The sequence below is a fragment of the Pseudomonas sp. BP8 genome (genome assembly GCF_017875955.1).
GTDB lineage: Bacteria > Pseudomonadota > Gammaproteobacteria > Pseudomonadales > Pseudomonadaceae > Aquipseudomonas.
Genome location: NZ_JAGINK010000001.1, coordinates 5,604,174 through 5,625,709, shown reverse-complemented (window position 1 = coordinate 5,625,709; position 21,536 = coordinate 5,604,174). Strand labels below are relative to the sequence as shown.

Below are 21,536 nucleotides of genomic sequence, written 5' to 3'. Positions count from 1 at the left end.
AACAACTGTTAACGCGCGGGTGAATTTTTCGAACCTGACGGGTGGTCTTGTGATGGATATTAAAGTGCAGCAGCGGATGGTCGGGCATGTCGCTGAAACGCCAGCGGGTACAGCAATTGTAGCTGCCAAGGCTACGCCGCTCAGCCCTTCAAGCCTAGGCAGTGAGGCCTCGGAAAGGCTGTCTTCGCTTGCGCAGAGGCTTAGTGCGGCCGCTGAGCGTGCGGCGCTGAGGGATAGTCAGTTGAGTCGAAAAGAACTGGCCGAAGTGGCGGCATCGATCAAGGAAAGAATATATGGAGCAAGCTATGACTTCAGCAAGATTGCCCATGATGCCCACGTTCCTGAGACCGAGGATTCACAGTGGCTGGAGAGCGCCCGGCAAGCGACTGATTTTCTCAACGGACGAGGACAAAACCCCTTTGAAGGGATGGGGCAGGAACAGTTGAGCTTGATAGCTTATGACGAGGGAGGGTCGTTCACCGTCAACGAACGAAGAGCGGCGATGATGGAAACGGGTAGGCAGTACGGTAACTGGTCTAAGTACATCACCCAAAAAATGTGGGATGAACATCAGCAGACCGGCAAGAGTACACAAGGCCTTAAAGAAATACTGAGTTACTACAAGTCGTTGCCGCCGATTGAAGAAGCGCAGTTTGGCAATTATGAGGCGCAGCTCCTGTTGCAGATCGCACAACAGGAAGTCGACTGGCCGGAGTTCAATACCTCCCTGATCGACATGATCGCAAATGAATGGAAGCCCTGGGCGGAACTGGACCGCAGTCAGTCGATGGCCGACGGCGATGCCGACGAGGGAGAGCCGTCATGACCGACAGCGTCGTGCTCAGACAGGTGTCGCGCAGCATTGGCGGCCTGCCCATCCTCGATGATATTTCCCTCACCGTCCCCCACGGTCAGACCTGCGCCATCATCGGCCCGTCCGGCTCTGGCAAGAGCACCCTGCTCAACCTGATCGGCCTGCTCGACCGCCCTTGCCAAGGCCAACTGCTACTCGACGGCCACGACATGACCGATGCCAGCCCCGCGCAGCGAGCGATCATGCGCAACCGCAGCCTCGGTTTCGTGTTCCAGAGCTTCCACCTGTTGCCGCGCCTGAGCGCGCTGGACAACGTCGCCTTGCCGCTGTGCTACCGCGGCATCCACCCGTCGCAAGCACGGCTTGCTGCCCAGTGCCAGCTGGAGGCGGTCGGCCTGCACGCGCGGCTGGCGCACCGCCCGGCGCAGCTTTCCGGTGGCCAGCGCCAGCGGGTGGCGATTGCCCGAGCGCTGGTCGGTGAACCGCGCCTGCTGCTCGCCGACGAACCGACCGGCAACCTCGATGAACGCAGCGCGAGCGACATTCTCGAGCTGCTCAAAACCCTCAACCGGGAGCGCGGCCTGACCTTGCTGATGGTCACCCATGACCCGGCCATGGCGCGGCAGATGCAGCGCTGTGTCCAGGTTCGCGAGGGGCGCCTGGATGCCGCCTGAGGTCTACGGGCCGCGCTGGGCGCAGCGGCTGGGTGAAGCACTGAGCAGCCTGCGCCTGCTTGGGGGGCGGGCGGGGCTGGCGCTGCTGGGCATTGCGGTGGGCTGCGCCGCCGTGGTGGCCTTGCTGAATGTCGGCCACAGCGCGGCCATGCATAGCCAGCAGGTGTTCCAGGGCATGGGCAGTGAGCTGATGATCGCCACGCTGTCCGCGACGGCCGACACTGAGGAGGGCCCTGCGCAAGCCCTTGTGCTGACGGCGTTGCCGGCGGCTATCCGCGCGGCCGCACCATTGGCCATGGCGTCCGCCGAGGCACGCCTGGACGGGCGCAGCGAGGCGTTGCTGGCGGTCGGCAGCTCGGCGGCGTTGGCCACGGTGCTCGGCTTGTCTGCCCGACACGGGCGCTTGTTCGTCGAGCAGGACGGGCACAGCCCGCATGTGCTGTTGGGGGCCACCGCCGCGCGGCAGCTGGAGGCCAAGGTCGGCGACCGGCTGCAAGTGGGCCGCTACCTGTTCGAAGTGATCGGCGTGCTCGCGCCACACGGTTACAACCCCATGCTGCCGGTGGCCGTCGACGATGCGCTGCTGATGCCGCTGGCGGGGATGCGCCGTCTGGCGTCGGCGGCGCAGGTCAGCGCCGTGCTGGCCCTCGCTCGCGATGCAGCGAGGTTGCCCGACGCCGCTGCAGCGCTTGGTGATTACCTGCGCGCGCAGCTGCCGCGCATGGCGGTCGAGGTGCAGTTGCCGCAGCAATTGCTCGAGGCCATGGCCCGCCAGTCGCAAGTATTCACTTGGCTGCTGGCGGGGCTCGGCGGTATCGCCTTGCTGGTCGGCGGGGTAGGCGTGATGAACGTGATGATCATGAACGTCAGCGAGCGCCGGCGCGAGATCGGCGTGCGCATGGCCCTCGGCGCGCGGCCGTCGGACATTGCCTGGCTGTTTCTGCTCGAGGCGCTGTTGCTGGCGGTCGCCGGGGCGCTACTCGGCGCGCTGGTCGGGCTGCTGGCGGCGGGGGTATTCGCCTGGTTGTCGGGGTGGCGCTTGAGCCTCGACCCGCTGTCACTGCCACTGGGCGTGGGCAGTTCACTGCTGATCGGGGTGTTCTTCGGCCTGCAGCCGGCGCTGTCGGCGGCGCGCCTGCAACCCGTCACGGCGCTGCGTGATGAATAGCCGGACGTTGCTCTTCTGTGCGCTGGGCCTTCCCGCTGCGGCCCTTGCCGAGCAAGCCTTGCAGCCGGTGCGCCCGACCCAGGCAGGCCCGGTGTCGGCGAACGCCGTGGCCGCGGCCCAGGCGGCCCAGGTGCAGCTGGCCCTGAGCGATGCGATTGCCCTGGGCCTGCGCGATAACCGCGGCATTCGCAGCGCTTACCTGGAGCGCATCGCGCAGAAGTTCGACCTGCGGGTGGCGCACGATCGCTTCGCCCCGCAGCTGTCGATCAAGGCCCGCTACCAGGGCAACCGCAACCAGGGTGATCGCTACCGCCAGGGTGAGTTGGCGCCCTCGGCCAGTCTGCTGACGCCTTACGGTACCCGCCTGAGCCTGGACTGGGCTTATGACCACACTCGCGCGGATGGCGCTGGTCCGCGCTATCGCGACGGTGCCAGCCTGGTGATCATCCAGCCGCTGTTGCGTGGCGCTGGCCCGACTGTGGCGGCTGCGCCATTACGTCAGGCGCAATGGGCGGAGCAGGCCAATCGCCTGGCCCTCAAAGACACCGTGGCGCAGACGATAACCACCATCATCACGCTCTATCGCGAGCTGTTGCGGGCTCAGGAGCAACTGCGGATCGCCGACGATGCGTTGCAGCGCGCCCGCCAGTTTGTCGAGGTCAACCGCGCCCTGATCGGCGCCGGGCGGATGGCCGCGTTCGAGATCGTTCAGGCCGAGGCCGACGTGGCCAGCCAGGAGCTGGCGCTGGAAGGCAGCCGCAATCAGTTGCATGCCAGTCGTCTCGCACTGCTGCAGGCCCTGGCGCTGGATCTGGCCACGCCGCTGTGGGCCAGCGAGCAGCCGCAGGCCCGGCAGGTGAAAGTCGATGCCAATCAGGCGCTGGCCCGGGCCGAAGCGCTGCAGCCGGCCTATCTGATGCAGGTGATTGCCGACCAGCAGGCCAACCTCGACCTGCGTGTTGCGCGTGACGCGCAACGCTGGGACCTGTCGTTGGTCGGCGGCGCCAGCCAGGCCCGCGAGCGTCCGGGTGACGGCAAGGCCTGGGAGCATTACCTCGGACTGCAGCTGGAGATCCCGATCACTGACCTCAGTCGTCGTCAGGCTCTGATACGGGCGCAGGTGGCAGTCGACAGCGGCCAGGTGCAATTGGCCGAATCCCGCCAGCAGTTGCACCGTGAAGTGGCCAATGCCGTGCGTGTGCTTGAGGTCGGTTGGCGTCAGTTGGAGATCGCCGAGCGGGCGTTGGCGCTGTCGCGACGCAAGCTGAAGATCGAGCAGGAGAAGCTCGCAGTCGGCCGTTCGAGCAACTTCCAGGTGTTGAGCTTCGAGAGCGACCTGCGCAGTGCTCAGAGTGCACAGCTGGATGCCCTGATCGCCTACCTCAACGCCCAGAGCGACCTCGATCTGACCTTGGGCACCACGCTGGACAGTTGGGATGTGGCACTCAATGACTAGACGCTGGCTGCGGGTGTGTTCGGTACTGCTCATTGTCGCTGCCGGGTTGGCCCTGTGGCGCGCGTGGCAGCCCTCCACCGCGACACCTGAGCCAGGCCGTTGGCTGCCTATCCAAGCGCAATTGCTCGAGCGCCGCCTGGGCGTGGTCGGGCGGATCCAGGCCGCCCGGCAGATCACCGTGGCGGCGCCGTTCGAGGGGATGGTCGAGGCGTTACTGGTGAGCACGGGTGAGCGGGTCGCTGCGGGGCAGTCGCTGGCAATACTTGGCACAGTGCAACTGGATATTCAACTGCGTCAGGCCGAGGCCGAGCTGCTCACCCGTCGGCGGGCGTCGAGCTCGACGCACAGCCGGACCCGCTGGCACTTGGTGTACGACTGGGGATGAGCGCCCAGGTACTGGTGGTGGTGTATCGCAATGAGCAGGGGCTGGCGGTGCCGATCGAGGCATTGCGCGTGGGCGAGCAGGGCGAGCGCTATGTTCTGTATCGGGCGGGCGCTGATCAGCCGGCGCGCAGGGTGGAGGTCGGCGTGGGGGCGGCGGTGATCCAGGGCATCGAGGTGCAGGGATTGGCTGCGGGGTATGTACTGATTCAGTGACGCTGGGGTCGCTGCTATTCGCGGGGCAAGCCCGCTCCTGCAGGGGCGGTGGCGCTCACAAGGTCGCGGCGCTACCCGATCCTGCAGGAGCGGGCTTGCCCCGCGAAGGGGCGCAGGGCGGCCCCAACTGCGTCAATCTTCGGGATGATCGCGCAAGAACACCAGATGATCCGGCTTCGACTGCTCGGCACTGTAGTAATACCCCTGCACATCGAACTGCTTGAGCCGCTCAGGATCGTTGACCTTCTCCTGAATCACGAAGCGGCTCATCATGCCGCGCGCTTTCTTGGCATAGAAGCTGATGATCTTGTACTGGCCGTTCTTCCAGTCCTTGAAGTCGACATTGATGATTCGCGCGTTCAGGGCGCTGCGCTTGACCGCGCTGAAGTACTCGTTGCTGGCCAGGTTGAGCAGCACGTCGTCACCTTGATCGGCCAGCGCCTGGTTCAGCCATTCGCTGATACGCGTGCCCCAGAACGCATAGAGGTCCTTGCCGCGGGCGTTGGCCAGTTTGGTGCCCATTTCCAGCCGATACGGCTGCATCAGGTCGAGCGGGCGCAGCAGGCCGTAGAGGCCGGAGAGCATGCGCAGGTGCTCCTGGGCGTAGCTGAAGTCGTCTTCGCTGAGGCTTTCGGCGTCGAGCCCGGTGTACACGTCGCCCTTGAATGCCAGCAGCGCCTGCTTGGCGTTGGCCGGGGTGAAATCTGGGGTCCAGCTGCCAAACCGCGCGACGTTGAGACCGGCGAGCTTGTCGGAGAGGTGCATCAACTCGCTGATCTGTGCAGGGCTGAGCTCGCGCAGCTGGGTGATCAGTGTCTGGGAATCGTCCAGGTACTGCGGCAAGGTAAAGCGCTGCGTCACCGCAGGGGTGTCGTAGTCGAGGGTCTTGGCGGGGGAAATCACCGTCAGCATCGGGTCGGCTCCTTGGATCGTAAGGGCCGATTCTACGGGTTGGGCCGGGCAAGTCCAAACTATGCCGACGATAGTCAAAGAACATCGGCCGGGCTCGCGTTATAGTGCGCCTTACGCTGTTGCGGAGAGTTTGATCGTGCGCATTGCCTTTGTCCTGCTGGCCGGCCTGCTGAGCCTGACCGCCGAGGCCGCTCCACCGTTGCAGGCCAGCCTTGATCGCAGCCTGTGGCCTGAGCAACTGGACAGCCCGGCGCTGTTCGATGTCGCCTCGCGGGCGGAAATTCTCTCGTTTGCCCAGGTCCTGCAAGAGAGCGAAATGCTCGATGAGCCGGCGCTGGCAGCGCGTCTGCAGCTCAGGCAGATCAATTTGACGGTGGTTCGCGCCGTGCGCGCACGCATGTGGCAGCGGCTGTGGGAAAACTACCAGCAGGCGCTGCGCAGTTGCGCGCAGGATGCGTCGTTCTGTTATCCGGTCGAAACCATGGCCGAGCTGCGCACCCAGGCCGCCACGTTCAATGCCGATGTGGGTGAGTTCTACGCCGGCTGGATCGAGCCGAGCCGCATCTTCCATTTGCGTTATCTCTACGAACAACTGCGCAAGGCCGCGTTGTTTCCGCAGACCAGCAGCGAGATCGAGCGGCTGTCCAGCCGCGAGCGCAATGGCGACGAGCTCAATGACCGGATGTTCCTGCTGACCTTTGTCGGTGGCCCTGGCGCTGAAGGCAGCAGCACCGACAGCCTGACCGAATACCTGCGCCGGCAAAAGCTGGGCGGCACCTTTTTCGTGCTGGGCAACCGTCTGCAGCAGCGCCGTGATAGCCCCAGCAGCAACCTGCGCGACCTGTACGACGGGCAATGCGTGGGTATCCAGGGCTGGGAGTACCGCTCCCACGCGCAGTGGCAGGGCTGGCAAGATTCGCTACGCCGCAGCCAGGCGCGGGTCCAGGCCGACCTCCCTGAGCAGTATGTGCCCCTGTTCCGCCCGCCCTACGGCCAGCGACGCGCAGATGGCGAGGCGTTCATGGCCAGCCAAGGCTTGCAGGTGTCGCTGTGGGATATCGATGCGCTGGACGACAGCGGTTTGACCGCGCAGGCGTCGGCCCAGCGAGTAGTGACCCTGATGCTGTTGTGGCGCAAGGGGGTGATTGAGTTTCACGACACTCAGCCCAATGCGCAGTCGGCATTGGAGTGGCTGCTGCAGAGCACTGCGCAGAGCGGGATCGGCTGGGAAGACTGCCAGGAATACGCGCGTCAGGATGCCAGCGGGGGCTCTTGATAGAGTGGATCTGGTGAGAAAAACACGGATTGATCTATGACTTTAGTCCTCAGATCACCCTGCGCCAAGCTCCATTAGGCAATCGGAAAAATAAACTTCATCGATACGTAAAAAAGCTTTTTTTGGTCATGCTTTTTACTGTATGAAAGAACCAGACAGCCGATTCCTGCAGCACAGGTGGCGTCATCCAGACCCTCCTTGCCAGGTGTGCTTCCCGCCCGTAACAACGCGGATACGGGAAGAACGGCGTCACTCTGGCGGCGCAGCAGTTACGCGCCGCGTGGTTCTGACACAAGGTGCCCGAGTATGGATGACCATGGACGCAACCCTTCCTCCACCAAGCCAATCCTTTATGTGCTCGATACCAATGTCCTGATTCACGATCCCAACGCCTTACTCAACTTCGAGGAGCACCACGTCGCCATTCCGATGACGGTGCTGGAGGAACTCGACAAGCTCAAGACGGGCAAGCAGACCATCGCCGCCGACTGTCGCCAAGCCATTCGCCTGATTGACCAGACCCTTGCAGACGCCTCGCCCGCAGATGTCGAGCAGGGCGTGCCGATCCAACGTGGCAAAAGTGGCCCCAAGGGCTTCCTGTCGATCCTGATGAGCCCGCGCAGCGAGCCCAATCGCCTGCTGCCGGAGAACCTGGCCGACAACATCATCATCAACCAGCTGCTTGAACTGCGCGCGAAACGCGCTGATCTCGACGTGGTGCTGGTGACCAAAGACATCAACATGCGCCTGAAGGCGCGCGCCTGCGGGATCGCTGCCGAGGATTACAGCACCGACCAGTTGGTCGATGACGTATCGCTGCTGTCCAAGGGCTACCACTCTGTCACGGGTTCCTTCTGGGACCGCGTCAGCAAGGTCGAGACCCGTCAGGAGCGGGGCCGTACCTGGCATCGGGTGCAATTGACCGACAATTTGCCGGCCGTGCATGTCAACGAGTTCATCATTGACGAGCAGGGCTTCGTGGGTTGGATCAAGGGCATCCGTGACAATGAGTTGCTCCTGCTCGACCTGCACCAGGAACCACTGCTGCATCAGGAAGCCTGGGGCCTGAAACCGCGCGACATTCATCAGAGCCTGGCGCTGTTCGCCCTGCTCGACCCGGACATCCACCTGGTCAACCTGACCGGCGCGGCGGGTTCGGGCAAGACCATCCTGGCCCTGGCTGCGGCCATCGAACAGACCATGGTCAGCAAGCGTTACCGGCGCATCATCGCCACCCGCAGCGTACAAGGGCTAGACCAGGAGATCGGTTTCCTGCCGGGGACCGAAGCCGAGAAGATGGAGCCGTGGCTGGGCGCCATCACCGACAACCTCGAAGCCTTGCACATGGACGATGAGAGCACCCATGGCAGTGTCGAGTACATCCTCGAACGCGTCCCGCTGCAGTTCAAGTCGCTGAACTACATTCGCGGGCGCAGCTTCCAGCAGAGCCTGATCCTCATCGATGAATGCCAGAACCTTACCCCGCACCAGATGAAAACCATCATCACCCGTGCCGGTTCTGGGTCCAAGGTGGTCTGCCTGGGCAACCTGGCGCAGATCGATACGCCTTACCTGTCTGCGACCAGCTCCGGTCTGACCTACCTGACCGAGCGCTTCAAGGACTTCCCGCATGGCGTGCACATCACCCTGCAAGGGGTACCGCGCTCGGTGCTGGCCGAGTATGCCGAGTCGCATCTGTAGGGGCTTTTGCCGCACGCCTGCTCAGTCAGGTGTGCGGCTGGTCCGGCCTCTTCGCGGGGCGAGCCCGCTCCTGCAGGATCGAGGGTGTTCGCTAATACTGTGAGCGACACTAATCCTGTAGGAGCGGGCTTGCCCCGCGAAGAGGCCGCTACAGTCAGCCACTTCCTCAGAAATCGTAGGCGATCTTGCTGTACCAGTAACCACCACCGGGATAGAACGGCGGGTTGCCATAAGGCGCCAGGCCGAGATTGCTGTACACCGCATGGTCATCAGGCCGCTCGTTGAAGATGTTGGTGCCACCCAGGCTGACCGTCAGGTGCTCGGCGAATGTGTAGCTCACATCCAGGTCGGTGATCCATTTCGCGCCGAAGCTGCGGTCGCCCGTCGGGTTAACCGCCAGGGTCTTGACCGAGCCATATCGGGTGGTCTGCAGGTTGACCGCCAGGTCGACGATTTTCCAGTTGGCGCCGATGATCCATTTGGTCTTCGGTGAGGCTTCGGTGAGGTCACCCTCGCGGTCACGCCCCACCAGGCCCACTCCCGAATTGGCCAATGCTGCCGGGGTGTCGCGGGTGCCTTCGATGGTGGTCTTGTTCCAGTTGAACGCCAGGCTCCAGCGCACATCGCCCCACGCATCCAGCGGCGTGCTGTGGTCGGCGACGATATCCAGGCCGCGGGTGCGGGTGTCGAAGGCGTTGGTGTAGTAGTTGACCCACGTGCCGCTGGACACGCCTTGCGCGGCCAGGATGCTGTTGATGACGCCGTTGCCTTGGTCGTAGATGTTGCTGGTCAGGGCGATGCGGTCATCGATGTCGATCAGGTAGGCGTCGGCGGTGATGCTGGTGCGCGGCGCCGGTTGCCAGGTCAGCCCCAGGCCGAGGTTACGCGACTTCTCCGGCTTCAGGTCATCGCCGCCCAGCGCCTGGGCCAGGCTGCTGCCAGACGGGGTCAGGCGCGTCACTGCCGGCACCACGTTGCCGTTCACGTCAGTGGCCACGCGGTTGTCGGCAACGGTGTAGCCAATCTGCGTCAGCGATGGCGCGCGGAAGCCGGTCCCGACAGTGCCGCGGACCGCCACGGTGTCGGTCAGTTCGTAGCGGGAGTTCACTTTCAGGCCAAAGGTGTTGCCCGAGTCATCGTCGTAATGCTCGACCCGCCCGGCGACGTCGAGAAACCAGCGCTCGCTCAGGTCAAAGCCCAGGTCCAGGTAACCGGCATAGTTGTTGCGAATCAGGTTGACCTCATCTTCCGGGCGAATGGTCACCGCCGCCTGCGCGCCAGAAGCCGCCGGGTAGCTGCCAGTAACATACGCCTCGGGGTCACCGGCGAAGGTGCTGAAGCGCTCCCAGCGATGCTCCAGACCAGCCGACACCTGCACCGGCGAGGTCAGGTTGAACAGGCTGTCGTAGCGGCGAGTGATGTCCAGGTTGTTGACCCACTGCTCAAAGCGGAAGGTTGCCAGGTTGTCGAATTTGGTCGGCGAAGCGGTCCCCAGCGACGGGTTGATGTTGAGGTCACTTGAGTGATGGACATTGTTACGGCCGTAGGTGGTGCTGAGGTCCCAGTTCCAGTCAGCCACCTGCCCCTTGCCGCCGAACAGGAACTGGTAATCGCGGTCCTTGATGTTGTTCAGCGGGTAATAGCCATCGGGGAACACTTCAGGCACCGCGGCGGTTCCGGTCGGCAGGCGGAAGTAGTTCGCCGCTTCGGCATCGCGTTCGCCATAGGTGGAAAACGAGTACAGGGTGAGGTCGTCCAGCGGCAGCTCGGCGTTGTAGGCGACGTTGAACGCTTTGAGGTCGGGGTCGCCGTTCTTGATTGCTTCGCGGTCCCAGGCCGCTTCCTTTGCCGGATCACGGAAGGCCCTGACGCTGGCGTCGGCCTTGTCGTTCCATGAGGCATTACCACGCTTGCGAGCGTCGGCAGAGAGGTGGAAAAAGCCGCCTTCACCCAGTGTGAAGCCTTGGTCGCCGGCCAGCTTGATGGTTTCACCTTCGCCGGAAAACAGCTTGCCGTAGCTGCTTTCGAGATGCCCGCCAGCGCTGTTGGACTTGAGGATGATGTTGATCACCCCGGCCACCGCATCCGAGCCGTACTGAGCCGCGGCACTGTCCTTGAGCACTTCGATATGGTCAACCGCACTGACCGGGATCAGGTCGATGTCGACCGCATTGGCGCCACTGTTGTCGATCGAGCCGCGCTGGCCGGTGGCGCCGTTGTGGCGGCGTTTGCCATTGACCAGTACCAGGGTGTAGGCGGGGCCGAGGCTGCGGTTGCTCAACGGGCGGGTCACCGAGTTGTAGCCGGCGATGTTGGTGCCGAAGTTGAACGAGGGCAGCAACTTGGAGATGGCCTCGGACAGTTCGGCGCGGCCGGTCTTGAGCAACTGTTCGCTGTTGATCACGTCGATGGGCGCCGGGCTGTTGGCGACGGTTCTCTCCTGGCCGCGCACCCCGGTAGAGATCACCGTCACGGTGCTCAGGGTGGGGTCGTCGGTGGCGGCCTTGACAACGCTGGGCATGGCCGCCAGCAGCAGGGAGCTGGTCAGCAAGGACAAATGAAGTTTTTTGCTGGGTACTGCGGAGGCAATCGTGGGCATGCGAGTAAAGTCCATTGAGCCTGGCACTGGCCCGTGGCGCGGGTACAGCTTCGAAAGCGTTGTTGGGATGAAATGACGGTCTGCGAGTGAAGTTATTACTATAAAAAGACGAAGTGAAAGGCTTTTTTGGAATATGCTAATTATCAGCCATTGGTATTTTATGATTTTATAAAATCACAAATATTTATTATGCGGTGGGGCCGTTGAAGCGCGCCTCTGCGCGCAGTTTTTCCTGCTAAATCCTGACCTGCGGGTTTACACTCTGTGTTCCCTTCACAGGAGCAGAGCAGTGCTGACTCATCTCGATTCCCAGGGGCGCGCCAACATGGTCGACGTCACTGAAAAAGCCGTGACTGAACGCGAGGCGGTGGCTGAGGCGCGTGTGCGCATGTTGCCGCAGACCCTGCAGATGATCGTCGACGGCGAGCACCCCAAGGGTGACGTGTTCGCCGTGGCGCGGATTGCCGGCATCCAGGCGGCGAAAAAGACCAGCGAGTTGATCCCGCTGTGCCACCCGTTGATGCTGACCAGCGTCAAAGTCGAGCTGAGCGCCGAGGGGGCCGACGCCGTGCGCATCGTCGCCCGTTGCAAGTTGGCCGGGCAGACCGGGGTCGAGATGGAAGCGCTGACGGCGGCCAGCGTTGCCGCGCTGACGATCTATGACATGTGCAAGGCCGTCGACAAGGGCATGGTCATCGAGCAGGTGCGCTTGCTGGAGAAGATCGGCGGCAAGAGTGGCCATTACCAGGTGCAGCCATGATCAACGTCGAGGTGGTGTATTTCGCCCGTTACCGCGAGCTGCTTGGCAGCGATGGCGAGCGCCTGCAGGGTGAGTTCGCGACGGTTGAGGATGTACGTGAGGCGCTGCTGGCCAAGGGCGGTGCTTATCAGGTGTTGGCCGAACAGAACCTGATGTGCGCGCGCAATCAGGACTTGTGCCGCCTTGCAGAGCCGCTGGAGGAGGGCGATGAGGTGGCGTTCTTCCCACCGGTGACTGGAGGCTGAACATGGCAGTGCGAGTGCAGCAGCAGGCGTTCGACCCGGGCGCTGAAGTCAATGCCATGCATGCCGCCAATGTCGGCGTGGGGGCGGTGGTCGCTTTTGTCGGCTATGTGCGTGATTTCAATGATGGCCGGGACGTGGCCGGGATGTTCCTCGAACACTACCCGGGGATGACCGAGAAGGCCTTGGTCAAGATCGTCGTCGAGGCCGAGCAGCGTTGGCCGTTGCTCAAGGTCGAGGTGCTGCATCGGATCGGCGCGTTGCAGCCAGGTGAGCCGATCGTGTTTGTCGGGGTGGCGAGTGCTCACCGGCAGGCGGCGTTCGATGCCTGCAACTTCATCATGGATTACCTGAAGACCCGGGCGCCGTTCTGGAAGAAGGAGAATACCCAGGACGGGCCGCGCTGGGTGGAAGGCAAGCAGTCTGATCAGGATGCTGCCGAGCGCTGGTAAAGACGGTTGAGGATTGTTGGGGCGACATCGGAATAACGATGGGATTGGGCATTTTGGGGGGATCTGTTGGCTTGGCTGGCTTAGGGATTTTGGGCTTATCCATTTGATGTGGTGGCGCTTCTGGCCCCTTCCGCCCTTACGGCGGGTCACATTTTTTCTTGGAAAAAAGTAACCAAAAACCGCCTGCTCCTGCATCCGGCCCTCCGCTGCGCTGCGGGTCTCCTCGCTCCGGTCTTGCTCCGGGAGGACCGCGCTGTACGGCCCCTCCTGGGCCTCAGCGCTTTCCGGCCATCCATGGCCTCCACCTCCCTGCGCAAGACCTCCACTCGGCCTCCTGAAGTCGCGAAGTTACGAGCGGCGTCTGGGCTGGCGTTGTCTTCGATAGTGGCATGGGTGGTGGATATTCGGACCTCTTCGCGGGGCAAGCCCGCTCCTACAGGGTTGGCGCAGATTTTGAATTTGCGCAATACCTGTAGGAGCGGGCTTGCCCCGCGAAGAGGCCGGTACTGCCAATGCAAATCGCAGGGCGCAGCCCTGCCAGCGACCCCACAAATCCGCTGGTAAATAAACAAAGCGAGAGCGCAGCGATTCGCCTGCCGTTGCCCTGGCTGTTGATCTTGATCTGGCTCTTGATCTACCAGCGACTTCAGGAGGCCGAGTGGAGGGCTTGCGCAGGGAGGTGGAGGCCATGGATGGCCGGAAAGCGCTGAGGCCCAGGAGGGGCCGTACAGCGCGGTCCTCCCGGAGCAAGACCGGAGCGAGGGTACCCGTAGCGCAGCGGAGGGCCGTATGACGGAGCGGAGACCTTTTTGGTTACTTTTTGGGGCGTTTGCCAAAAAGTGACCCGCCGTAAGGGCGGAAGGGGCCAGTAGCAGCACCCCATCAAATGGATAAGCCCCCAACCTACAAGCCCAAGCCCAAGCCCAAGCCCCAGTTCAAAGATCAGGAATGCTTGCGCGGTACCGCCTGCAACAGCTCATCCGGCGGCATCTCGCACTTGATCTTGCGCCCCAGCAGCGTCTCGATCGCCGGCAACTGATACGAGTCATCCTCGCCAGCAAAGCTGATCGATATCCCCGCAGCCCCAGCCCGGCCAGTACGGCCAATCCGGTGCACGTAATCGTCGGGGTCTTCCGGCAGGGTGAAGTTGATCACATGGCTGATGCCATCGATATGAATCCCACGCCCCGCCACGTCGGTCGCCACCAGCACGGTGATGCGTCCTTCGCGGAAGTTCTCCAGCGTACGAATACGCTTGTGCTGCGGCACGTCGCCCGACAGCTGAGCAGCATTGATGCCGTCGCGCACCAGGCGCTCTTCGATGCGCCGTACTTCGTCCTTGCGGTTGGCAAAGACCATCACCCGTTCCCACTTCTGCTGGGTCACCAGGTTGTACAGCAACTTGTACTTGTCGCTGCCGGCCACGGCATACACATGCTGCTCGACAGTCTCACTGGCAACGTTCTCCGGTTCGATCTCGACAATCGCCGGGTTGGTGGTCCATTGCTTGGCCAGGTTCATCACGTCGTCGGTAAAGGTCGCGGAGAACAACAGCGTCTGGCGCTCGCTCTTCGGCGGGGTCTGGCGAATGATCTGCCGCACCTGGGGAATGAAGCCCATGTCGAGCATGCGGTCGGCTTCGTCCAGCACCATCACTTCGACCATGTCCAGGTGCACTTCGCCACGCTGGTGGAAGTCCAGCAGGCGCCCTGGGGTGGCCACGAGGATGTCGCAGTGCCGCGCTTCAAGGGCCTTGAGCTGCTTGTCGAAGTCCATGCCGCCGACAAAGGTCATCACGTTCAGGCCGCTGTACTTGGTCAGGTCGGCGGCGTCCTTGGCAATCTGCACCACCAGCTCACGGGTCGGCGCGATGATCAGCGCGCGCGGCTCGCCCATGTAGCGCTCTTTGGGCGGTGGCGTCTGCTGCAGCTGGGAAATGATCGAGATCAGGAAGGCCGCGGTTTTACCGGTACCGGTCTGGGCGCGGCCGATGGCGTCCTGGCCACGCAGGGTGTAACCCAGCACTTGCGCCTGGATTGGCGTGCAGTAGGGGAAACCCAGGTCCTGGATGGCATGCATCAGTTCGTTGGAGAGCTTGAAGTCGTGGAAGCGGGTCTTGCCTTCCTGGGGTTCGACGACGAAATCTTCCGGTTTCCACAGGCTGGCCTGTGGCTTGGGCTTGCGCTCGCGACGCGGCTTGTCCTGGACAGGCTTGTCGACGCGGGGGCTGGCAGGGGGCTCAACCTGGGGGCTGGCCTTGGCCTCGGGAACCGGCGGCTGAGCCGCGGGCACGGGCATAATCACGTGGGCATCGGGTTCGACGGCCTGAGGCACGGCGTCTCCCTTGCCGAATATTTTTTTCAGTGCCTTGAGCACGGTCATCTCATCAATTGATTAAGGAATGTACGCCGGGCAGTGTAATGCAAGAATCAGGCGCGGCGTAGCGGAATGCACAGGCAACTACAAGCGGGCCGGGCTCAGCGCAGGCGCTCGCTCAACCAATCATGGATATCGCTCAGCTCTGCCACGACGACTTCGTGTTCCATGGGGTATTCCTGCCAGCGTGCGGCGACGCCCCAGGTATTGAGGTACTCAAAGGCGGTGCGGCCCATGGATGGGATCACCACCGGATCATGCACGCCATGCAGGCACAGCGCCGGGGTGCGTTCCTGGCAGGCGGTCAACTGGTGGCCTTCGCTGAACGTTGGCGCGTAGGTAGACAGCGCAATCACACCGCCCAGCGCTTCTTGCCACTTTATATAGGCAGTGTGCAGCACCACCGCACCACCTTGGGAGAAGCCGGCGAGGATGATCCGCGCCAGGTTGATGCCCTTGGCCTGCTCGGCCTTGATCAGCGCGATGATCTGCTCGGCCGACTCCTCCAACTGGGTTTCGTCGATGGCCCGGGCCGGGGTCATGGCCTTGATGTCGTACCAGCTGGGCATCGCATAGCCACCATTGATGGTGACCGGCCGGGTTGGCGCCTGGGGCATGACGAAGCGTGTGCTGAGCAAGCGCTCCTGGAGAAATTCGGCAACCGGTAGGAAGTCGTAACGGTCGGCACCCAGGCCGTGCAACCAGATCACACAGGCGTCAGCGGTGTTCTGCGGTTCGAGAATCAGCGGGTTGGTCATGACTGCTCCGAAAATGTGCGCGCGTACGTAATGAGTGCGTGAAAAAAAGGCATCGGTGGGTAATGCCAGAAGAAGATGTCGCAACTCTACAACTTTTGCCACTTGACGGCGGCTTAAACGCTTAAGCCTGCGACTGTGGTACGCGCTTTGCTATGAATCGAGTGATGCGAAGGGTTTCACCTGCAACGGTAACACCCCTAGCGCGGATCCAAGGCTGTCATAGAACAGCCCATTGCGCCAATTGACCCAATAACAAGCCAACAAGGGTCGGATGCGCCTCAAAAGGGTGCGGTGCGATTCCGGCTCGATACAACAAGAGCGATTTGGAGGTTGTGAATGAAGATGTTGAAAACCACCCTGGCAGTCCTGACTGCTGCCGCCACGCTGGGCTCGGTGGGCATGGCCCACGCCGGTGCCACGCTGGATGCGGTAAAGAAGAAGGGCTTCGTCCAGTGTGGCGTGAGTGATGGCCTTCCCGGTTTCTCGGTACCTGACTCCACCGGCAAGATCGTCGGCATCGATGCCGATGTCTGCCGTGCTGTCGCAGCTGCCGTGTTCGGCGACGCGACCAAGGTCAAGTTCAGCCAGCTCAACGCCAAGGAGCGCTTCACCGCGCTGCAGTCCGGCGAAGTCGACGTACTCTCGCGCAATACCACCTGGACCAGCTCCCGTGACTCGGGCATGGGCCTGGTGTTTGCCGGCGTCACCTACTACGACGGCATCGGTTTCCTGGTCAACAAGAAGCTCGGCGTCTCCAGCGCCAAGGAGCTCGACGGTGCCACGGTGTGCATCCAGGCCGGTACCACCACCGAACTGAACGTCTCCGACTACTTCCGCGCCAATGGCCTGAAGTACACTCCGATCACCTTCGATACTTCTGACGAGAGCGCCAAGTCGCTCGAATCCGGCCGCTGCGATGTGCTTACCTCGGACAAGTCGCAGCTCTACGCACAGCGCTCCAAGCTGGCTGGGCCGACCGATTACGTGGTACTGCCTGAGACCATCTCCAAGGAGCCGCTCGGCCCGGTCGTGCGCAAGGGTGATGAAGAGTGGTTCAGCATCGTCAAGTGGACCCTGTTCGCCATGCTCAACGCCGAAGAGGCGGGCATCACCTCGAAGAACGTCGAAGCCGAAGCCAAGTCCACCAAGAACCCGGACAACGCACGTCTGCTCGGCGGCGACGGTGAGTACGGCAAAGACCTCAAGCTGCCCAAAGACTGGGTAGTGCAGATCGTCAAGCAAGTGGGCAACTACGGCGAAGTGTTCGAGAAGAACCTTGGCAAGGGCACTCCGCTTGAGATCGACCGTGGCATGAACGCCCTGTGGAACAACGGCGGCATCCAGTACGCGCCACCTGTGCGCTGATTGGCGGCACCCTGCGGCGGCATCCCGCCGTCGCAGGCTGTTCTGATCCCTTTTTTCCGGGGCACTTCATGCAAAATAGAATCGGCGCACAGAAGGGTTTTTCCCTGAGCGATCCTCGTGTGCGCGCTTGGCTGTTCCAGATCCTCACGGTGCTGTTCGTGGTCGGTCTGGGCTGGTACCTGTTCCACAACACCCAGACCAACCTGCAACACCGGGGCATCACCTCCGGCTTCGACTTCCTTGAACGCAGCGCCGGCTTCGGCATCGCTCAGCACCTGATTCCCTATGTGGAATCCGACAGCTATGCGCGGGTGTTTGTCATCGGCCTGCTCAACACCTTGCTGGTGACCTTCATCGGCATCGTTCTGGCGACCTTGCTCGGGTTCATCATCGGCGTGGCGCGGCTGTCGCCGAACTGGATGATCAGCAAGCTGGCCACGGTGTACGTGGAGACCTTCCGCAACATACCGCCGCTGCTGCAGATCCTGTTCTGGTACTTCGCGGTGTTTCTGACCCTGCCTGGGCCGCGCGGCAGCATCAACATCGACGATATGTTCTTCATCAGCAACCGCGGCCTGAACATGCCCGGCGCAACCATGTCCGAGGGTTTCTGGCCATTTGTGCTCGCCGTGGCAGTGGCGATCATCGCGGTGGTGCTGATGGTCAAGGTGGCCAACAAGCGCTTCAACGACACCGGCGAGCCGTTTCACAAGTTCTGGGTCGGCCTGTTGCTGTTGCTGGGTATCCCTGGAGTTTGCGCGGTGCTGTTCGGCAGCCCGGTACACTGGGAAATGCCCCAGCTCAAGGGCTTCAACTTCGTTGGCGGCTGGGTACTGATCCCGGAGCTGCTGGCATTGACCCTGGCCCTGACTATCTATACCGCGGCATTCATTGCCGAGATCGTCCGTTCCGGGATCCGTTCGGTCAGCCATGGCCAGACCGAAGCAGCCCGTTCGCTTGGCCTGCGCGAAGGCCCGACCCTGCGCAAGGTGATCATCCCCCAGGCCCTGCGGGTGATCATTCCGCCACTGACCAGCCAATACCTGAACCTGGCGAAGAACTCGTCGCTGGCGGCCGGTATCGGCTACCCGGAAATGGTCTCGTTGTTCGCCGGCACGGTACTCAACCAGACCGGCCAGGCGATCGAGGTGATTGCCATCACCATGAGTGTCTATCTCGCCATCAGCATCAGCATTTCGCTGCTGATGAACTGGTACAACAAGCGCATTGCGCTGATCGAGCGGTGAGGATACGACCGTGAATGCCCACGTTTTCAAACCCGATATGCCGCCACCGGTCAAAACCGTCGGCGTGCTCGCATGGATGCGTGCAAACCTGTTCTCCAGCTGGCTCAACAGCCTGCTGACCCTGTTCGCCCTGTACCTGGTATGGCTGATCGTGCCGCCGCTGCTGCAATGGTCGCTGATCGATGCCAACTGGGTCGGCACGACCCGCGCCGACTGCACCAAGGATGGCGCCTGCTGGGTGTTCATCCAGCAACGTTTCGGCCAGTTCATGTATGGCTACTACCCACCTGAGCTGCGCTGGCGGGTCGACCTGACGGTATGGCTGGCGGTGATCGGTGCTGCGCCACTGTTCATCAAGCGCTTCCCGCGCAAGGCGATCTACGGCCTGGGCTTCCTGGTGCTGTACCCGATCCTTGCCTATCTGCTGCTGCATGGCGGCAGCCTGGGCCTGGCCACGGTGCCGACCAACCAGTGGGGCGGGCTGATGCTGACCCTGGTGATCGCAACTGTCGGCATCGTCGGGGCATTGCCATTGGGCATCCTGCTGGCACTGGGACGACGCTCGAACATGCCCGCGGTGAAGGTGGTCTGCGTGACCTTCATCGAGTTCTGGCGCGGCGTGCCGTTGATCACCGTGCTGTTCATGTCGTCGGTAATGCTGCCGCTGTTCCTGCCTGAGGGCATGAGCTTCGACAAGCTGCTGCGGGCCATGATCGGCGTGATCCTGTTCCAGTCGGCGTACATCGCCGAGGTGGTGCGCGGTGGCCTGCAGGCCATTCCCAAGGGCCAGTACGAGGCCGCTGCGGCGATGGGCCTGGGCTATTGGCGCGCCATGGGCCTGGTGATCCTGCCGCAGGCGCTCAAGCTGGTCATCCCCGGCATCGTCAACACCTTCATTGCCCTGTTCAAGGACACCAGCCTGGTGATCATCATCGGCCTGTTCGACCTGCTCAACAGCGTCAAGCAGGCGGCAGCTGACCCAGCCTGGCTGGGTATGGCGACCGAGGGCTACGTGTTCGCGGCCCTGGTGTTCTGGATTTTCTGTTTCGGTATGTCCCGCTACTCCATGCACCTGGAGCGCAAGCTGGACACTGGCCACAAGCGTTAGGAGTTTCGAAATGAGTGAAGCGATCAAGCAGCCTGCTGGCCCCGAAGGCATCATCCAGATGCAGGGCGTGAACAAATGGTATGGCCAGTTCCACGTGCTCAAGGACATCAACCTCAACGTCCGCCAGGGCGAGCGCATTGTCCTCTGCGGGCCTTCGGGCTCGGGCAAGTCGACCACCATCCGCTGCCTCAACCGCCTGGAGGAGCACCAGCAGGGGCGCATCGTGGTCGATGGTGTCGAGCTGACCAACGACCTCAAGCAGATCGAGGCGATCCGCCGTGAGGTGGGCATGGTGTTCCAGCACTTCAACCTGTTCCCGCACCTGACCATCCTGCAGAACTGCACCCTGGCGCCGATGTGGGTGCGCAAGATGCCCAAGCGCAAGGCCGAGGAAATCGCCATGCACTATCTGGAGCGGGTACGGATTCCGGAGCAGGCGCACAAGTTTCCCGGGCAGTTGTCCGGTGGTCAGCAGCAGCGTGTGGCGATTGCCCGCGCGCTGTGCATGAAGCCGAAGATCATGCTCTTCGATGAGCCGACCTCGGCGCTCGACCCGGAGATGGTCAAAGAGGTGCTGGATACCATGGTCGGCCTGGCCGAAGACGGCATGACCATGCTCTGCGTGACCCACGAGATGGGCTTTGCCCGGACGGTGGCGAACCGGGTGATCTTCATGGACAAGGGCGAGATCGTCGAGCAGGCGGCGCCGGATGACTTCTTTGATCGGCCGCGCAGTGACCGGACCAAGTTGTTCTTGAGCCAGATCTTGCATTGATGCAACTGGGGCCGCTTAGCGGCCCCATACCTCACATCACTTCTCTTCGGTCTTGGCCACCGGCGCCGGTGGCGGCCGCAGCCCTACCTCGGCAATCAGCTTCAGCTGCTGCCCGTTGCGCATGACCTCGATGGCCACCTTGTCGGTCGGCTTGATCCGCGCCACCTGGTTCATCGACTTGCGGCCATCACCGGCCGGCTCGCCGTTGATGCTGAGGATCACGTCACCCAGCTGCAACCCGGCACGCTGCGCCGGGCCATCACGGAAGATCCCTGCTACAACGATTCCGGGACGTCCCTCCAGGCCAAACGACTCTGCCAGCTCTTCGCTCAGTGGCTGCACTTCGATGCCCAGCCAGCCGCGGATCACCTGGCCATGCTCGATGATCGACTTCATCACCTCCAGTGCCAGCTTGACCGGGATGGCGAAACCGATGCCTTGCGAGCCACCGGACTTGGAGAAGATCGCCGTGTTGATGCCGACCAGATTGCCGTTGGCATCGACCAGCGCGCCACCCGAGTTGCCGGGATTGATCGCGGCATCGGTCTGGATGAAGTCTTCGTAGTTGTTCAGGCCCAGCTGGTTACGGCCGGTGGCACTGATGATCCCCATGGTCACCGTCTGGCCAACCCCGAACGGGTTGCCGATGGCCAGCGAGACATCGCCGATATGAATGTTGTCAGAGCGGCCGATGGTGATCGCCGGCAGGCTCTTGAGGTCGATCTTGAGCACCGCGAGGTCCGTTTCCGGGTCGCTGCCGATCACCCGTGCGAGGGTCTCGCGGCCATCCTTGAGGGCCACCACGATCTGGTCGGCGCCGCTGGTGACGTGGTTGTTGGTCAGCAGGTAACCTTCCGGGCTCATGATTACCGCCGAGCCCAGGCTCGACTCCCAGCGGCGCTGCTTGGGCAGGTTGTCGCCGAAAAAACGGCGGAACTGCGGGTCTTCGAATAGCGGGTGAGCGCTCTTGTTCACCACCTTGGTGGTGTACAGGTTGACCACCGCTGGCGCAGCGAGGGTCACGGCATCGGCATAGGACACCGGGCCCTGCATGATCTGCGTGGTCTGTGGGGCCTGTTGCAGGTTGACGTCCTGGCTGGGCAGGCCGACCCACTCGGGGAAGCGCTGGATGACCAGCAGGGCAATCAGCGTGCCGGTAAGCAGTGGCCAGCCAAAGTAACGCAGAACCTTGAGCATCGAATGAATCCTGGGAGTAGGGCAAGGGCCGTTGCAGAGCGGCCCGGGACGCAAGCGCG

At 62.6% G+C, this 21,536-nt stretch carries 20 protein-coding genes; 15 read left to right on the top strand and 5 right to left on the bottom strand.

Features of this window, described 5'->3' with window-relative positions; translation table 11 throughout:
• Positions 1–52 precede the first annotated feature (52 nt).
• Genes J3B00_RS24630 through J3B00_RS24605 form a run of 6 tightly spaced genes read left to right on the top strand, consistent with a single transcriptional unit; the run spans position 53 to position 4,709 of the window.
• Positions 53–826 carry a hypothetical protein gene (locus J3B00_RS24630; RefSeq protein WP_209873456.1) on the top strand — a complete coding sequence of 258 codons (774 nt, stop codon included), beginning with the start codon at positions 53–55 and terminating at the stop codon, positions 824–826.
• Positions 823–1,488, top strand: coding sequence for an ABC transporter ATP-binding protein (locus J3B00_RS24625; RefSeq protein ID WP_209873453.1), 666 nt, complete (start codon positions 823–825; stop codon positions 1,486–1,488). The genes J3B00_RS24630 and J3B00_RS24625 overlap by 4 nt, the downstream gene beginning before the upstream one ends.
• A complete protein-coding gene (locus tag J3B00_RS24620) occupies positions 1,478–2,656 on the top strand; it encodes an ABC transporter permease (protein WP_209873449.1) in 1,179 nt (392 codons plus the stop codon). Before J3B00_RS24625 ends, J3B00_RS24620 begins: the two co-directional genes overlap by 11 nt.
• Entirely contained in the window at positions 2,649–4,112 is a 1,464-nt protein-coding gene (locus J3B00_RS24615) for a TolC family protein (protein ID WP_209873447.1), read from the top strand. The genes J3B00_RS24620 and J3B00_RS24615 overlap by 8 nt, the downstream gene beginning before the upstream one ends.
• A complete protein-coding gene (locus J3B00_RS24610; protein WP_209873445.1) occupies positions 4,105–4,497 on the top strand; it encodes a biotin/lipoyl-binding protein in 393 nt (130 codons plus the stop codon). Before J3B00_RS24615 ends, J3B00_RS24610 begins: the two co-directional genes overlap by 8 nt.
• On the top strand, positions 4,494–4,709 hold the full coding sequence (locus tag J3B00_RS24605) for a hypothetical protein (protein WP_209873443.1): 216 nt from the start codon (positions 4,494–4,496) through the stop codon (positions 4,707–4,709). Before J3B00_RS24610 ends, J3B00_RS24605 begins: the two co-directional genes overlap by 4 nt.
• Positions 4,710–4,841: 132 nt before the next feature.
• On the opposite strand, the gene yaaA is transcribed toward J3B00_RS24605, so the two are convergent.
• Positions 4,842–5,621, bottom strand: coding sequence for a peroxide stress protein YaaA (yaaA, locus tag J3B00_RS24600; protein ID WP_209873440.1), 780 nt, complete (start codon positions 5,619–5,621; stop codon positions 4,842–4,844).
• 136 nt (positions 5,622–5,757) lie between these two features.
• Here yaaA and J3B00_RS24595 point away from each other — a divergent pair, with 136 nt between their 5' ends.
• Positions 5,758–6,897 (top strand): polysaccharide deacetylase family protein, encoded by a 1,140-nt coding sequence (locus J3B00_RS24595; RefSeq protein ID WP_209873436.1) that lies wholly within the window; start codon positions 5,758–5,760, stop codon positions 6,895–6,897.
• Between the two features lie 306 nt (positions 6,898–7,203).
• Positions 7,204–8,598 (top strand): PhoH family protein, encoded by a 1,395-nt coding sequence (locus J3B00_RS24590; protein ID WP_209873433.1) that lies wholly within the window; start codon positions 7,204–7,206, stop codon positions 8,596–8,598.
• 166 nt (positions 8,599–8,764) lie between these two features.
• Here J3B00_RS24590 and J3B00_RS24585 read toward each other — a convergent pair whose 3' ends face one another.
• Positions 8,765–11,119 (bottom strand): TonB-dependent receptor, encoded by a 2,355-nt coding sequence (locus J3B00_RS24585; protein WP_245362945.1) that lies wholly within the window; start codon positions 11,117–11,119, stop codon positions 8,765–8,767.
• Between the two features lie 367 nt (positions 11,120–11,486).
• On the opposite strand from J3B00_RS24585, the gene moaC reads away from it, so the two are divergent.
• From moaC to moaE, 3 genes are read left to right on the top strand one after another with little or no spacing between them, the layout of a single operon-like run.
• Positions 11,487–11,957: a cyclic pyranopterin monophosphate synthase MoaC gene (gene moaC, locus J3B00_RS24580; protein ID WP_209873427.1), complete on the top strand. Its 471-nt coding sequence runs from the start codon at positions 11,487–11,489 to the stop codon at positions 11,955–11,957.
• Positions 11,957–12,202 carry a molybdopterin converting factor subunit 1 gene (gene moaD, locus J3B00_RS24575; RefSeq protein ID WP_209875152.1) on the top strand — a complete coding sequence of 82 codons (246 nt, stop codon included), beginning with the start codon at positions 11,957–11,959 and terminating at the stop codon, positions 12,200–12,202. The genes moaC and moaD overlap by 1 nt, the downstream gene beginning before the upstream one ends.
• A gap of 2 nt (positions 12,203–12,204) precedes the next feature.
• A complete protein-coding gene (gene moaE / locus J3B00_RS24570) occupies positions 12,205–12,651 on the top strand; it encodes a molybdopterin synthase catalytic subunit MoaE (RefSeq protein WP_209873424.1) in 447 nt (148 codons plus the stop codon).
• A 942-nt stretch (positions 12,652–13,593) separates the two neighbouring features.
• Here moaE and rhlB read toward each other — a convergent pair.
• Together rhlB and J3B00_RS24560 are read right to left on the bottom strand one after the other, a co-directional pair.
• Positions 13,594–15,027 carry an ATP-dependent RNA helicase RhlB gene (gene rhlB, locus J3B00_RS24565; RefSeq protein WP_209873421.1) on the bottom strand — a complete coding sequence of 478 codons (1,434 nt, stop codon included), beginning with the start codon at positions 15,025–15,027 and terminating at the stop codon, positions 13,594–13,596.
• A 101-nt stretch (positions 15,028–15,128) separates the two neighbouring features.
• Complete coding sequence (locus tag J3B00_RS24560; protein ID WP_209873418.1) at positions 15,129–15,785, bottom strand: alpha/beta fold hydrolase; 657 nt, start codon at positions 15,783–15,785, stop codon at positions 15,129–15,131.
• Between the two features lie 336 nt (positions 15,786–16,121).
• Between J3B00_RS24560 and J3B00_RS24555 the strand changes: the two genes are divergently transcribed.
• The 4 genes from J3B00_RS24555 (at position 16,122) to J3B00_RS24540 (ending at position 20,280) form a co-directional block, all read left to right on the top strand.
• The gene (locus J3B00_RS24555) at positions 16,122–17,150 is read left to right on the top strand and encodes an amino acid ABC transporter substrate-binding protein (RefSeq protein WP_209873413.1); all 1,029 of its coding nucleotides are present in this window, start codon (positions 16,122–16,124) and stop codon (positions 17,148–17,150) included.
• 68 nt (positions 17,151–17,218) lie between these two features.
• Entirely contained in the window at positions 17,219–18,397 is a 1,179-nt protein-coding gene (locus J3B00_RS24550) for an amino acid ABC transporter permease (protein ID WP_209873410.1), read from the top strand.
• A 10-nt stretch (positions 18,398–18,407) separates the two neighbouring features.
• A complete protein-coding gene (locus J3B00_RS24545; RefSeq protein ID WP_209873407.1) occupies positions 18,408–19,505 on the top strand; it encodes an amino acid ABC transporter permease in 1,098 nt (365 codons plus the stop codon).
• Between the two features lie 10 nt (positions 19,506–19,515).
• Complete coding sequence (locus J3B00_RS24540) at positions 19,516–20,280, top strand: amino acid ABC transporter ATP-binding protein (protein WP_186553836.1); 765 nt, start codon at positions 19,516–19,518, stop codon at positions 20,278–20,280.
• A 36-nt stretch (positions 20,281–20,316) separates the two neighbouring features.
• Here J3B00_RS24540 and algW read toward each other — a convergent pair whose 3' ends face one another.
• Positions 20,317–21,477 carry a Do family serine endopeptidase AlgW gene (gene algW, locus J3B00_RS24535; RefSeq protein ID WP_209873403.1) on the bottom strand — a complete coding sequence of 387 codons (1,161 nt, stop codon included), beginning with the start codon at positions 21,475–21,477 and terminating at the stop codon, positions 20,317–20,319.
• Positions 21,478–21,536: the final 59 nt, after the last annotated feature.